General features: G+C 42.3%; 12 protein-coding genes. 2 read left to right on the forward strand and 10 right to left on the reverse strand.

The window, feature by feature from the left end:
* Positions 1 to 261 precede the first annotated feature (261 nt).
* The 6 genes from prmC to IH879_02540 all read right to left on the reverse strand — a co-directional run bounded on the left by prmC (position 262) and on the right by IH879_02540 (position 6,747).
* Positions 262 to 1,152, reverse strand: a complete 891-nt coding sequence (prmC, locus tag IH879_02515) for a peptide chain release factor N(5)-glutamine methyltransferase (GenBank protein ID MCH7673809.1) — start codon at positions 1,150 to 1,152, stop codon at positions 262 to 264.
* Between the two features lie 16 nt (positions 1,153 to 1,168).
* The gene (gene prfA, locus IH879_02520) at positions 1,169 to 2,236 is read right to left on the reverse strand and encodes a peptide chain release factor 1 (protein ID MCH7673810.1); all 1,068 of its coding nucleotides are present in this window, start codon (positions 2,234 to 2,236) and stop codon (positions 1,169 to 1,171) included.
* A gap of 24 nt (positions 2,237 to 2,260) precedes the next feature.
* Positions 2,261 to 3,238 carry a DUF1385 domain-containing protein gene (locus IH879_02525; GenBank protein MCH7673811.1) on the reverse strand — a complete coding sequence of 326 codons (978 nt, stop codon included), beginning with the start codon at positions 3,236 to 3,238 and terminating at the stop codon, positions 2,261 to 2,263.
* 121 nt (positions 3,239 to 3,359) lie between these two features.
* Positions 3,360 to 3,794 (reverse strand): 50S ribosomal protein L31, encoded by a 435-nt coding sequence (gene rpmE / locus IH879_02530; GenBank protein ID MCH7673812.1) that lies wholly within the window; start codon positions 3,792 to 3,794, stop codon positions 3,360 to 3,362.
* Positions 3,795 to 3,899: 105 nt separating this feature from the next.
* Complete coding sequence (rho, locus tag IH879_02535) at positions 3,900 to 5,147, reverse strand: transcription termination factor Rho (GenBank protein MCH7673813.1); 1,248 nt, start codon at positions 5,145 to 5,147, stop codon at positions 3,900 to 3,902.
* Positions 5,148 to 5,475: 328 nt separating this feature from the next.
* Positions 5,476 to 6,747 (reverse strand): bifunctional folylpolyglutamate synthase/dihydrofolate synthase, encoded by a 1,272-nt coding sequence (locus IH879_02540; GenBank protein ID MCH7673814.1) that lies wholly within the window; start codon positions 6,745 to 6,747, stop codon positions 5,476 to 5,478.
* A gap of 343 nt (positions 6,748 to 7,090) precedes the next feature.
* On the opposite strand from IH879_02540, the gene IH879_02545 reads away from it, so the two are divergent.
* Positions 7,091 to 9,559 carry a TonB-dependent receptor gene (locus IH879_02545; protein ID MCH7673815.1) on the forward strand — a complete coding sequence of 823 codons (2,469 nt, stop codon included), beginning with the start codon at positions 7,091 to 7,093 and terminating at the stop codon, positions 9,557 to 9,559.
* A gap of 80 nt (positions 9,560 to 9,639) precedes the next feature.
* On the opposite strand, the gene IH879_02550 is transcribed toward IH879_02545, so the two are convergent.
* Both IH879_02550 and IH879_02555 read right to left on the reverse strand, forming a co-directional pair.
* Positions 9,640 to 10,266 (reverse strand): superoxide dismutase, encoded by a 627-nt coding sequence (locus tag IH879_02550; protein MCH7673816.1) that lies wholly within the window; start codon positions 10,264 to 10,266, stop codon positions 9,640 to 9,642.
* Between the two features lie 362 nt (positions 10,267 to 10,628).
* Complete coding sequence (locus tag IH879_02555) at positions 10,629 to 11,486, reverse strand: rhodanese-like domain-containing protein (protein ID MCH7673817.1); 858 nt, start codon at positions 11,484 to 11,486, stop codon at positions 10,629 to 10,631.
* A gap of 624 nt (positions 11,487 to 12,110) precedes the next feature.
* Between IH879_02555 and IH879_02560 the strand changes: the two genes are divergently transcribed.
* On the forward strand, positions 12,111 to 12,797 hold the full coding sequence (locus tag IH879_02560) for an efflux RND transporter permease subunit (GenBank protein MCH7673818.1): 687 nt from the start codon (positions 12,111 to 12,113) through the stop codon (positions 12,795 to 12,797).
* A gap of 133 nt (positions 12,798 to 12,930) precedes the next feature.
* On the opposite strand, the gene IH879_02565 is transcribed toward IH879_02560, so the two are convergent.
* Positions 12,931 to 13,191 carry a glutaredoxin family protein gene (locus tag IH879_02565; protein ID MCH7673819.1) on the reverse strand — a complete coding sequence of 87 codons (261 nt, stop codon included), beginning with the start codon at positions 13,189 to 13,191 and terminating at the stop codon, positions 12,931 to 12,933.
* Positions 13,160 to 13,687 carry a DUF255 domain-containing protein gene (locus IH879_02570; GenBank protein MCH7673820.1) on the reverse strand — a complete coding sequence of 176 codons (528 nt, stop codon included), beginning with the start codon at positions 13,685 to 13,687 and terminating at the stop codon, positions 13,160 to 13,162. Before IH879_02570 ends, IH879_02565 begins: the two co-directional genes overlap by 32 nt.
* Positions 13,688 to 13,694: the final 7 nt, after the last annotated feature.

Below are 13,694 nucleotides of genomic sequence, written 5' to 3' on the forward strand. Positions count from 1 at the left end.
GGTTTGAGCATTAAGTCCTCCATGTACTTAAAAAGTATTTAGCTTTAATAGGCTGAACAAGTTATTCGTTATTCGTTATTCGTTATTCGTTATTCGTTATTCGTTATTCGTTATTCGTTATTCGTTATTCGTTATTCGTTTATTCGTTATTCGCCACACAAAGCTCATGCTGAGCGGAAATCCAACTCAAGATGACTCCCAGGTTAATTTTGGCAGCTGAATCAATCAACGCTCGACAAGAACTCATCACAACAGGATTATTTATTCATACTCACAAAATAAGATTCGATCTATTTCGTTCAGATCTTGAAAAATATTTATATTATTGAAGCTGGTTTTTACGAAAATTTCTTTTACTGCCACCGCCTGGCCTAAACCAAGCTCAAGCATTAAGAATCCGGATATTTTAATTAGCTCGGGTGAAAGCTCAGCAATTTTGCGATAAAAGCTTAAGCCATCCCGGTTGTCGCTGAGGGCAACTGCGGGCTCATACTTTTTGATTTCTTCGGGCAAGTCTTCAAAATCTGTTGGGGAAACATACGGTGGATTTGAAACCAGTACGTCAAATTTGTCAGGAAAATAGTTTGCAATTTTTGATGAAGTGCAATCTTGATTTATGAACTGTATCCGGTCATCAACGCCATTTAAGCCGGCATTTTTTTCAGCAACTTTAAGAGCGTCCCTTGATATATCTAAAGAAGTTATTCGGGCATTCTCCAAATATTTCGCTAAACTTACTGAAATACACCCCGAGCCGGTGCCAAATTCCAGAATCTCAATCCGGTCTTTTGAGGCGAATTTCTCGTTGCACATTTCAATGGTTTTTTCCACCAGAATTTCCGTCTCCGGACGCGGAATCAACACGTTCTCATCCACAACAAACGGTAATGACATGAACTCAGCTTCGCCAAGAATGTACTGCAAAGGTTCCCGGGCAGCTCGCCTTTTTAAGCAGCGCTTGAACGCAGACATTTCGGTCTGAGTCAAAGAACGATCCTGGTTCAAGTAGAGATCAACACGATTCATATCCAAGGTGTGCCGCAATAATTGCTCGGCATTCAACCTCGCGTTTTCAATTCCTTTTTCGGACAAAAATTTGGAGCTGTCGTTTAAAAGGTCAACGATATTTTTTGTATTTGAAGATAGAATCATTGGATTAACCAAAATTCTAACCGGCCTTTTTCAACAATTCGGCCTGATCTGCGAGACGGAGTTGGTCGATGATCTCCTTAATGTCGCCGTCAAGTACTTCGTCGAGTCGGTAGAGGGTTAAGCCAATCCGGTGATCGGTAAGCCTGCTTTGCGGAAAATTGTAGGTTCTCACTTTGGCGCTGCGATCGCCGGAACTGATCATGGATCGGCGACTCTCGGTTAATTTCGCCTGCTCCTCACGCTGTTTCTTTTCCAGCAATCTCGCTTTGAGAACTTTCAGGGCTTTGGCCCGGTTTTTATGCTGGGATTTTTCGTCCTGGCAGGTCACCACCATTCCGGTTGGAATGTGGGTAATTCGAACGGCGGAGTCAGTGGTATTAACGCTTTGGCCGCCGGGTCCTGAGGAACGGTAAACGTCTATTTTCAATTCGTTGGGGTCGATTGAAATCTCAACTTCTTCAGCTTCGGGCAACACCACGACAGATGCCGCCGAAGTATGGATTCTACCGTTTGTCTCGGTTTTCGGCACCCTTTGCACACGATGCACCCCGCTTTCATACTTCATGACGCCGTAAACATTTTCCCCGTTCATCATAAAAATAATTTCCTTAAAGCCTCCGACGCCCTGCGGATTCGAACTTAGCACTTCTATTTTCCAGCCTATTCTTTCCGCAAACCGGCTGTACATTCGATAGAGATCACCGGCAAAAAGCCCGGCCTCGTCGCCGCCGGTTCCGGCTCTAACCTCAACGATTACATTTTTTTTATCCCGGGGATCTTTGGGAAGCAACAAAACTTTTAGTTCCTCTTCGAGATCAATCTTCTTCGGTTTCAGTTCTTCAAGCTCGAGTTCGGCGAGTTCGCGGAGCTCTTCATCGCTATCATCCTTGAGAACAGATTCGCCCTCCTCTAAGGTGGTCAAAACCTTTTTATACTCGTGGTATTTTTCTATGGTTTTGTCCAGGCCGCTCTTCTCTTTTGCGACATCTTTGTATTTGGCAGGGTCCTGAGTGACATTTGGGTCCATTAAGAGATCACACAGCTCTTGATAGCGCTTATCAATTTTTTCCAATTGTTCTAACATTTGAGTCTCCGCCAAAATTCCAATTTACTGAACGCTTTCCAACTGCATTTTTTCTTCGCCTTCGACGACCACGTTCGGGTGTTCCGAGATGCTTAAACCAAGAGCGCATTTCAGAGCTACAATGGCAACTTCCAATTGGCTTTCATCAGGTTCTTTTGTAGTCAGTCTTTGCAGCCACATTCCCGGTACAATGAACGGCCGCCAAAAACTTTTCTTTACGCCGACATCCGACAGTCGAATAAGTTCGTATGAAATGCCGCCGATGAGCGGCATAAAAGCCAGGCGCAACAATCTATCACCCAGGTCTACCGGTTTTCCTAAAAACATAAACACAAAAATGCTGACCACCATCACGATGAATAAGAAACTGGTGCCGCAACGGGGATGAAAGCGCGAAAGTGGTTTTGCCGCAGCCGGTGTGAGATCCTTTTTGTTTTCAAATGCAAAAATGCTCTTGTGCTCGGCCCCGTGATATTCAAAAATGCGGCGGATGTCTTTCATCAATGTTATCGCACCGAGATAGAGAAGAAAAATCGCCAGGCGCAGAAAACCGTCAACCAGGTTAAACATGAATCCGCTTTCGGCTCCCAGTAATTCTGTTAAAATCAGGGGCACATAAAAGAAAATAACCAAACCGACTCCAAATGAGAACAGGACAGTGAGTCCCAGCCACACACTCGCCAGCCAACCTTTCTTTGCCGGGGGGGCGGCGTCTTTGTGGTTGTTTTTGGGTTCCTTTTTCTTCTCGTCTGCCACGGCAACATCGCCTGAAAAAGTCAAAGCTTTAACTCCCAAAACCAGAGACTCAATCAGCACAACCGAGCCTCTCAGGATCGGGAAAGATAGAATTTTAAAGCGTTTGATAAAAGAAACAAACGGTTTTTTCCGCACTAAAATACTGCCGTCCTGGCGGCGGACTGCCACAGAAACAGTTTGTGCCGATCTCATCATGACGCCTTCAATCACCGCTTGTCCACCAACTTGAATTGCTTGCTCTTTCATGCTTTCAGTCCATAAAATTAAATTTCAAAATATCAGTAATCATTTCAAGCCTGAGGAAACAAAAAAACGGAATGGGCCTTTTTCAGGCTCTCATCCCGTCCTTAATTTTCCTGCAAGTCAGCTATGAGTTGGTCACAGCTTCTTTGTCTTCGATCTTTTCAGTTTGGCTTTCGGTTACAACGGGTTCGGCTTTTTCCTCAGCCTTTGTTTCTACTTTAGGTTCAGCTTTTGCATTTACATCTTTGGCTTCGGCTGCTTTTTCCTCCACGGCTGCTTTTTCCGCCGCTGCTTTTTCTTTTGCGGCTTTTGCTTCAACTGCCTTTACCTCTTCTGCTTTCGCCTGGGCAGCTTTTTTATCCGCCATACCGTATTTTCTCATAAACTTCTCAACACGGCCGGCCGAATCAACTAATTTTTGTTTACCGGTAAAAAACGGGTGGCAGGCCGAACAGATTTCAACATTCATATCACCGACGGTTGATCGAACTTGAAATGAGCTTCCGCACGCGCAGGTTACCGTGCCAACTTTATATTCCGGATGAATATCAGGTTTCACTATGAACTCCTTAAATTACAAATAGCAATTTCTTTATTAGATTTGAAAATTCAAGCCTTAAATTTAGGGAATCTACATATGAAATGCAAGAAAAATAATCAAGCCTTAGGTATTCATAGATTCTAAGAAATCCTTATTTGTCTTAGTCCCTTGCATTCTGCTAAGCAGAAATTCCATGGCTTCTACAGAAGTTAGATCCGCGAGGAATTTTCGCAGAATCCAAACACGCTTAATTTCAAAATCTTTTAAAAGCAGCTCTTCTTTTCTGGTGCCTGACCGGTTAACATCAATTGCCGGAAAAATTCTACGATCAGATATACGGCGGTCAAGCTGTAATTCCATGTTGCCGGTTCCTTTAAACTCTTCGAAAATGACTTCATCCATGCGGCTACCGGTATCGATGAGTGCGGTAGCGATGATCGTCAAACTGCCCCCTTCTTCAATATTTCTGGCGGCGCCGAAAAATCTCTTCGGACGTTCCAACGCAGTGGCATCCAGACCCCCGGAAAGAATCTTTCCACTGTGCGGCACAACTGCATTGTGGGCTCTCGCCAGCCTCGTTATACTGTCTAAAAGAATCACAACATTCTGGCCGTACTCCACCAGCCGCTTGGCTTTTCTTAAAACCATATCAGCCACCTGCACGTGACGGTCCGGCGGCTCGTCAAAAGTCGAACTGATAACCTCAGCTTTCACCGACCGCTGCATATCGGTCACTTCTTCGGGCCGTTCATCGATTAGCAAAACAATCATTTTGATTTCCGGGTGATTGTCAGTTACGGCATTTGCGATTTTCTGCAGCAGAATGGTCTTTCCTGTTTTCGGCTGGGCAACAATTAAACCGCGCTGACCTTTACCAATGGGTGTCAACATGTCCATGATCCGGGAAGAAAAGTCGTTAGGCTTATGCTCAAGATCAATTTTCTCATCTGGATAAAGCGGGGTTAAGTTATCGAAGAGGATTTTCTTTTTAGCCTCTTCAGGATTCTCAAAATTCACCGCCTCAACTTTAAGCAACGCAAAAAATCGTTCACTTTCTTTTGGTGGACGAATTTGCCCTGACACAGTATCCCCGGTTCTTAATCCGAAACGTTTTATTTGAGAGGGGGAAACATAAATATCATCCGGCCCCGGCAAATAGTTGTAGTCCGGTGATCTTAGAAAGCCATATCCATCGGGCAGCACTTCAAGAACGCCTTCAGCGAAAATCAACCCCTCTTGTTTGGTTTGTTCTTCCAGGATGCGAAAAATCAATTCTTGTTTTTTAAGGCCAGTGGCGCCAGAAACTTTCAGGGTTTGCGCCATCTTGGTCAATTCAGAAATTTTTAACGTCTTTAATTCAACGATCTCCATAACAATTCCTTAATTTTAGAGGAGTATTTGATATAATGCAATTGGGTTCATTTGTGAGTTAATTAACCTCTACAAATAAACTCTCCTGACTGGAAATTTTAAGATAAATCTTTTAGGGGTAAACTCTATGTGAAGTATACTTTAGTGAACTAACGGATTGGTTTAAAGAATAAAGGTCAAAGTTAAAATAATTGAATTCCCTAAATACGATTCTAAAAATTAGGGCTTAGTTGACAAGATTAATAAGGTTTTCGACGGGAACTCACCTTGTTGGGAAGTAAAGAGTCGGGGTAAAGTTAACTGAATTTATAAAAAATAATTCCCTTTGTCAAGGTTTTTTATAAAAATGCAATAATTCTCCAACTACATAATGCGAACCCAAAACACAAATCAAATCGGTTTCGTTTGCATAATTGATTGATTTTTGAAAACCCGTTTCCGTATCCGGACAGTTAACAGCTTGAACAGAATATTTCAAGAATTCCTCACACAGACATTTGCCGTCGAGAGCTCTTTCTGAAGTTGGAGTTACAACAAAAATAGTTTCGGCAGCAGATGCAATAATTTTAGAAATTTCCGGGAAATCTTTATCATCCAGTAAACCAGCAAGGACAATCAAGCGATCAAATTGATAAATACTTTTCAGATCTTCAATTACGGCTTTCACCGCGGCGGTGTTATGAGCAACATCGACAACGACCTTAGGACCATCCTGAAGTTTTTGTAAACGCCCGGGCCACTTAACATTTCGTAAACCGGAGTAAATAACTTCCTTCTTTAAACTGAATTGTTCAACGAGAATTTTTGTTGCAGCCACGGCAAGGGCGGCGTTGTTTATTTGATACCTCCCTGGTAATTCCAGTTTTAAATCCTCAAATTTTTCGTCTGCAAAAGTTAGACTGAATTCTGAAAAATCTTCTGAGCATCGATGAGTCTGAACAGAACACATTTCACGAAGGGTGTAGAATTGTGAATTTCGTTCAGAAGCATGTCTTCTGATAACAGCCGACACTTCCGGATTCCCGGATTGCGACAAACATGGCACCTTGCTTTTAATAATTTGTGCTTTTTCAGTGCTAATTTCAGTCAGGGTTTTTCCCAAGTGCTCGGTATGATCCAAATCGATTTGTGTGATCACACTTAGAACGGGTGAAATTATGTTTGTTGCATCAAGCCGGCCGCCCAGGCCTACTTCAACCAAAGCAACGTCAATATCAGAATCCGCAAAATATCGAAAAGCCAAAGCCGTCAGCGCCTCGAAATACGTACAGCCAATTTCTTCAATATCTTCTCTAAATTTAGAGACATAGGAAATTAGTATTCCCATCGGAATTGGCGAGGCATTTATTTGAATTCTCTCGTTAATATTTACAAGATGCGGAGAAGTAAACAAACCTGTTTTGTATCCGGCATGGCGATAAATTGATTCGAGAATTGCCGCAGTCGAGCCTTTGCCATTTGTACCCGCGATGTGAATACTACTAAATTCTGTTTGTGGATTTCCCAGCCCATGTAATAATCTTAAGATATTGTCAAGTCCAAACCGCCAGCCAAATCTCTGAAGATTGTTTAAGAACTTGAGTGTATCAGTTTCGTTCATATTGGCTGCTTTCCATACACAGTGTGCAATAAATTACCGTTTTTCGGTAATATTTTGCACAAAGTAAACTTTCATTTCATTAAAGTGTATTTTTAATATCATAAAAAATTACGAAAGCCTCGATTTCAAAGTTGGCGTTATTTATTATTTAATCAGGACTTAAATATACTAACTTTACGCCTGAAAAGTAAACAAATTTAGTAAAAACTTTTTTTTTATTCTTAATAAATAAAGTTAGTTCATTGGCATATATTTTGCAAAATTTTCAAAAGCAATCCGCAGATAATCAATTACCGTTTAAGAAGTGTCACGAAAAAAATCATACATTCCCTTTTTATTTATAATGCTCCATGTTTGCATAAATCCTATTTATGCTGGGATTACTGGGACCTTATCGGGAACAGTTATTGACAAACTAACCGAGAAAGCCCTGCCAGGTGCTCAGATAGTCATCGAGGGAACCACAATGGGAGCGATGGCAGACAAAAGCGGGTTCTATATGATTCAAAATCTTCCGGCCGGTACGTATGACGTGAGCGTTCTCATGATTGGATATTCTAAAGTTAAAATCAAGGACGTTCAAATCAATCTCGATCTTAACACCACTCAAAACTTCTATTTGCCCGAAGAAATCTTAACTTTAAAAGAAGTGATCATAACCAAGAAACACGGACTCATTCAAAACGAAATAACTTCATCCACCTATTTTATTTCGGGCGAAGAAATTGATGACCGACTTCCAATAGATTCGTATCAGGATGCAATTAGTCTTTTACCGGGGGTTGTTGGAAACCATTTCCGGGGCGGACGCCAAACCGATGTTTTGTACATGTTAGATGGATTGCCCATTCAAAGCGGGCTTTCGCGTGAAATCTCAAGTAACTTTCCAAATAGTTCAATAGTGGAGATGATGGTGCAAACCGGTGGATTTAACGCAGAGTATGGGAACGCTACTTCAGGAATTGTAAATGTCGTTTCGAAAGACGGTCAGAATAAAGTTGAGGGTAAGCTCAAAATATTCAGTGATTTTGTCGATACCGGTTTGACCGGCAATGATAACACACGTAGGATGGAATTCAACGTTGGCGGGCCGATGACCATCGGCCTGGGTGGACCGCTGATTAACGCAAAATATTTCATCTCGGCGGACCTCAACCTAAGTGATACACAGCACCGGAAGGAAATGCAACAAGCATTTGGCTCCCCTATCTTCACAAATTACAATATCAATTCAAAGTTGTCTTTTGATATAAATAGAAACACCATCCTTTCTTTGCAGGGTTTATTGTCAAATTTGAATTGGCGAAGATTCGATCCCCAATGGCAGCAAAATCTTTCGGGGCTGGCAAAACATAAACACTTAAGTTACAGACTCAGTGTCTCTTTAACACACACTTTTAGCCCGAAGTTTTTTACTTCAATTAGGGTAGCTAACTACTCTAATAAAAAACGTGTTTTAGGTCTCATTGAAGATGAGTTGCCAACCATCGAATTTGAAGACCCGACAGACGCAACCAGTCCGATTCTTAGTGGCAAGCAAGCCTGGAATGAGGAAACAAAAGAAAAAGTAAAAATGGTGAAAGCAGACCTGGTTGGACAAATTTCTTCAAGCCATTTACTTAAAGCCGGTGTTGATTTTCAAAAATATGATTTAAAGTCCGAGGGAATCAATCTCATCGCACTTCCCACCCTCGGTGAAACCAGATCAATTTCATTCAATAAAAATATTAACAATTTTCACTATTCCCCGACATTTTTCGCATTATACATTCAAGATAAATTTGAATATAAGGGGATTGTAGCAAATGCTGGACTAAGGTATGACGTATTTTCACCACAAGGGGCTATAAAGGAATTACCGGAAGATTTTGAGAGCATTCAAAAAACACTACTAGGTCAATTGCCGTCAACCCATTCCCCCAGTCATTCCCCTATTTCACCACGCCTCGGTATTTCAATTCCGCTTTCCGCCAGCGAGAGACTTCACGTAAATTATGGTTGGTACTATCAAATGCCGCCGCTCTTCTATTTATACAGCAATGCGGAACATAACCTAACTGGATATGTACCCTTTGTGGGTAACTTGAATTTAGAACCAACTAAAACGATTTCGACGGAGTTCAGCTACAAACGAAGCGTCTCAGATGGCCTGCTCTTCGTTTTTACCGGCTTCATTAAACAATTTAGAAATCTAATCGATACAAGGACTTTGGTTCTTTCAGACAGCCTGATTAGTGATGAAACAACTACCGCTGGATTTACGAGCTACACAAACTCAGCCGTGGGGAAAGCCTCCGGATTCGAGGTCATGCTGCAGAAAGAATTTACTAATCAACTTGCCGGAAGAGTTAGTTACACCTATATGAAAGCAAGAGGAAACAGCTCATCACCAGAAGATGAATTTAATCGAGTTGTTTTTGGCGAACCTGGGAATGATGATAGTAAAGAATTCCCTCTCAGCTGGGATCAAAGACATTCAATTATCTTAGATGCAGGCTACGAATCCAGAAGGCTTCAATTTAATGTGTTGTACAGCCTATTTAGTCCGCTACCGGTCACCACACAGAATAGCGAAACCCCGAATGACACACGGCTCTCATGGAGAAACATTCTTGATATAAAACTCAAATTGAAGACAACAAAAATGTTGGGAAGCCGACTAAATCCGTTTTTTGAGGTTAGAAATTTATTTAATCAAAACAATATTGTCGACAAGCCAAGCGACAGCGGAGCCCAGGCATATAAATTATTCAACCCGGTTCATTCAGACTTTGGCAGACGATTGAGGGTTGGTTTATCCATGGAATTTTAGAAAGGTTTAAGAAAACAGCTGGTAAAAAAAGCCTACCCCTCGGTAGGCTTTTTTAGTTTAAAGCTTAGCTGATTCCGCCGTTACTTAACATACTTGTTAAAACGGGCGTTAATTCGTCCCCAATGCAGATTGTTTAAAAAATTGTCAATATACTTTGCACGGCCTGGGCCATCTTTGTGATAGTAAGCATGCTCAAAGACATCACATGAGATAAGTGGAATACCACCCCAAATCGCACCATATTGATGCTCGTCGACGAGGACGTTGAGGAGACGTTGTGAGTAGAGCGCATCATAAACAAGCAACCCCCATCCGCTCAACTTTGCTGCAAAAGCAGCTCCCTTAAAATCAGCTTGCCAATTTTCTACGGAACCAAAATTCTTCTCAATTGCTGCTTTTACATCCGCACCTTTGCTAACGTCTCCATCTCCACCCAGCACTTCCCAGTAGACGTCGTGCAAGAGTGTCCCGGAATGATTCCAGGTGAAACGGCGTTTTAATTCGCCAAAATCGCTCCAGTTGCCGTTAGCAGCACTAACATCTGCGCCTTCCAGACCTTGCTCTATTTTATTTAAAAACGTGACATACCCCTTATGATGGGTATTATAATGCCAATCCGAAGTTTCAGGTGAAACCACGTCTTTTAAAAGGTCTTTGGCCTCTTCATCCGAATAAGGCCTGGAATTAAACTTCCATTCATATGCCATTTGCTACCTCCTTATAATTTATGATCTTAGACTTCTGCAAAAACGAGCTTTTGTCATTTCGACCAACGGGAGAAATCTTTTTACGCATATTATTGAATTAAATAGATTTCTCGCTAACGCTCGAAATGACAAATTTAGCTGTTTTGCAGAAGTCTATTTATGATCGTGGATTAGAAAACTAAAATGGACGCTATAATATAATATTATTTGCAATTAATGCAACAGGAATTGAGGGAGTTTTTGACGGGCGGCGCGAGCGGGGGGCAGAGAGCGAGAATCGAAGATGGAGAATAGAATACGAAAGAGCTGTGGAGCGAGAAACGCGATGAGAGAAGCATTAATCAATAGTCAATTATCGATTATCAATTCAAACGCTGCCATTCTTCCCACCCACCGGCATAAATTTTGACATTTTTACAACCCAAATTCTGCAGTTTGTTAGCTAGAATAGAAGCCACGTTGCAACGCGAACTCGAACAGTAGACGATGAGCGGCTTATTCTTTAAGGCGTGTTTCTCGGCAAGGTCTGCGATAGTCTTGCTGTTGTAGGGAATGTTAACTGCGCCAGCGATGTGGCCGAATTCAAACTCCGCTTGTGAGCGGGCGTCAATAATAGGGATATTTTGATAGGAGAAGGCCGCCTCCACATAGGCCCGGTCAACACTATTATTTGCCGAAAAATTAGCCGCCTGGATTTTTGAGGCAGAGGATGGTAGAGGCAGGAAGGCTGCCAGCATTAAAGCAATGGCACCTACCCCCGCCCATTTAAGTGAACCAGTTTTAACCTCTTCGTTTTTTTGCTCTGAGTCATTAATGACCTCTCTTACTGCGGCGAGATAATATAAGCCCAGAAAAAGGCCAACGAGCAACAAAAAATGCCCGCTCATGGATATCTGGCTGAAGAAAGGTAACGAGCCGAAACAGCCGCACTCCACGCCTTTGAAATAACTAACGAGCAAAATTCCCCAAAGCACAGCTGGCACGGCCAGCAATAAGGCGGAAACCCTCCACCAGATGACGATAGCGAGCCCGGCTTCAAATACCGATAGGATGAAAACCGCGACCTTGGCCAGTTCCGGCGAAATGGGCAGCAGTTGAACAATACTGAGAGCGGCTGCAATAGGGTCGATGAACTTGCCAAGTGCGGAAAGTATAAAGATAGTCGAAATTAATAACTTGAGACACATGGTTAGTTTGGAATTTTTCAATTTACCATTCATTACATTGTCTTTGGCGGTAGAGGTCTATCTCCTAATTCTCTAATACATAGCCAGACTTCCTGTTTGATGCTATCTCTCAAATCTGTCTATTTGTTTTGCTATCGTAGCTGTGATTTTCCTGCTTGTCTTTTCTTGATTTCAGTTGTAAGTTTTCGGAATCCATCAGGTGGAGTCATTTCATGTAAGATTTAGGAAGTTATAGTATTATCGTTGAAGTTTTGCACTTTTTTGCAAGCCCACGAATGCTTTGTGGGCAAGAAATTTTAAATCCCAAATCCCAAATAAATCCCAAAAGACCAATTGTTACGTGGAATTTGAATTTTACGGCCGCGCCGCGCTAGAAGTCTGGCCGAAAAGCCCAAACTCACTTGCCCAAAGGTGTCTCGCCGAGGGCTTCTGAGCACGGAATCGGTTAGAAAATCGCTCGGCGAGGACGCCGTCCCTTAATAATATACTTTTCGGCCGGACTTCTAGGTATATATAAAAATAAAATAAGAGCTGTTAGTAGTATGAGTGCTCGCTCACTCACCGCAGCTCTCCTTTTCTTTTGTGAGCGAGTCATTCCTGTTTAGCCCAGTTTTTTTAGGCCCCTGGGTCTGTTAAACAGGCGTCGGCATTAGAAAAGTGCTGGCGGAAATTGTGCGGGAAGATCAGCAGTATCTACGCTGGATTTCATTTGAATATCGCGGTCCCTGGAAATTTGGCGACCGCTTGGTGGAGAGCATCATCAAAAATACTCAGCTCCCTCATGGTTACAGGCTGAAGCGCGCCACCTTCTTTTTTCTCACAGGGGAGGAGAAGGAGCAGATCTACTTAGTGCTGGCTTTTGCTTTACTATTGGTTTATATGGTGACCGCCGGACTCTTCGAGTCACTGCTGCAGCCGTTTGTGGTGATTCTAACCGTTCCTTTAGCTCTGATTGGCGTTTTCCTTATTTTCTATTTCACGGATACCAACTTTGACCGCTCAGCATACATTGGTGTGATTTTACTCGCCGGGATTGTGGTCAACAATTCGATTATTCTGGTACATCATATCAATGATCTGCGGCGAAAGGGGTCAGCGGTTTTGGACGCCGTGATTCAAGGCGCTGCCGATCGCGTGCGGCCGATTTTAATGACTTCCGCGACCACGGTACTAGGCCTTCTGCCCCTGGTTCTATTTACCGATGCCCAGGGAAGTATTTGGTATGCACTGGCCTTAGCCACGATTGGTGGTCTGCTCAGTTCGACGCTGTTGGTTTTGGTTGTGATTCCGGTGGTTTACGTGGTACCGGCGAGGTTTAGAAAATCGAGGTCGGTCAAAATGTGATCACACATTTTTTTAACGGTGTGTGATCTTTGCGCGGGCTGCTTTCGGCGACACTTTCACGGCACAGGCTGCTAAAAATATATATGTAGGTCTCAGAAGAAATGAGGCCTAGAAAGATCGCTTTCTTTTAAACTTATAAAAAACGAAGTAATTTCCTACGCAGCTCCTTTTCATTGACACGAAATTTAAATGCCTTTTTACCACAAATAAAAACTACCGGAATTTGCTCTTTGTACTCTGTGAACAATTCCCGGTTACTAGTAATATCGACTTCCAAAAAGTCAAAGGGAACTTCTTGCTGTACTTTTACAAGAACTGATTTCGCCTCATCACATAAATGGCACTCGGGCTTGGAATATATTTCAACTTTTATTTTCTCTTTTAACAAATTCATCAAATTTCATTTTTTCGTACCAATTGCCCTCTAAATATTTTAAAATCAAGGTGAACCTGTCTGCAGGGATAAAACCCGAGACCGAGGTAATCAATTCACCCTCTGAGTTCAGAAAAATAGTGCTTGGGAAACCTTCAACACCAAACATCATTGATAATTGCCGGCCTGAGTAACTCCCCTCCTTAAACTTAAATTTTTTGTCCGTCTCTGCATTTAACTTCGCCATAACAAGGTTCTCCTGAGCATATTTCACAACCTCAGGGTTACCGTAAGTATCTTTATCCATGACTTTACACCAGTGGCACCAGTCGGTATAAATATCTAAAACCAGCATCTTTTTTTCTTTTTTGGCCAACTCAACCCCTTTATCAAACGTCTGCCAAGTAATTTCATTCTTTTTTCCGTTGCCTTCAACGCCTCGTGTCAAGGTTGTAAATGCAAATACGATGACTGCAAGCGCAGATAGGGTCAAAATCAATATTCTTTTTCTCATCATAACTGCG

This window comes from candidate division KSB1 bacterium, from assembly GCA_022562085.1.
GTDB lineage: Bacteria > Zhuqueibacterota > Zhuqueibacteria > Oceanimicrobiales > Oceanimicrobiaceae > Oceanimicrobium.

What these genes read in the sequence shown, in the direction of transcription:
- prmC (MCH7673809.1), bottom strand. Translation starts at nt 1,152, where the DNA reads ATGATTCTATCTTCAAATACAAAAAATATCGTTGACCTTTTAAACGAC.
- prfA (MCH7673810.1), bottom strand. Translation starts at nt 2,236, where the DNA reads ATGTTAGAACAATTGGAAAAAATTGATAAGCGCTATCAAGAGCTGTGT.
- IH879_02525 (MCH7673811.1), bottom strand. Translation starts at nt 3,238, where the DNA reads ATGAAAGAGCAAGCAATTCAAGTTGGTGGACAAGCGGTGATTGAAGGC.
- rho (MCH7673813.1), bottom strand. Translation starts at nt 5,147, where the DNA reads ATGGAGATCGTTGAATTAAAGACGTTAAAAATTTCTGAATTGACCAAG.
- IH879_02540 (MCH7673814.1), bottom strand. Translation starts at nt 6,747, where the DNA reads ATGAACGAAACTGATACACTCAAGTTCTTAAACAATCTTCAGAGATTT.
- IH879_02545 (MCH7673815.1), top strand. Translation starts at nt 7,091, where the DNA reads ATGCTCCATGTTTGCATAAATCCTATTTATGCTGGGATTACTGGGACC.
- IH879_02550 (MCH7673816.1), bottom strand. Translation starts at nt 10,266, where the DNA reads ATGGCATATGAATGGAAGTTTAATTCCAGGCCTTATTCGGATGAAGAG.
- IH879_02555 (MCH7673817.1), bottom strand. Translation starts at nt 11,486, where the DNA reads ATGAATGGTAAATTGAAAAATTCCAAACTAACCATGTGTCTCAAGTTA.
- IH879_02565 (MCH7673819.1), bottom strand. Translation starts at nt 13,191, where the DNA reads ATGAATTTGTTAAAAGAGAAAATAAAAGTTGAAATATATTCCAAGCCC.
- IH879_02570 (MCH7673820.1), bottom strand. Translation starts at nt 13,687, where the DNA reads ATGATGAGAAAAAGAATATTGATTTTGACCCTATCTGCGCTTGCAGTC.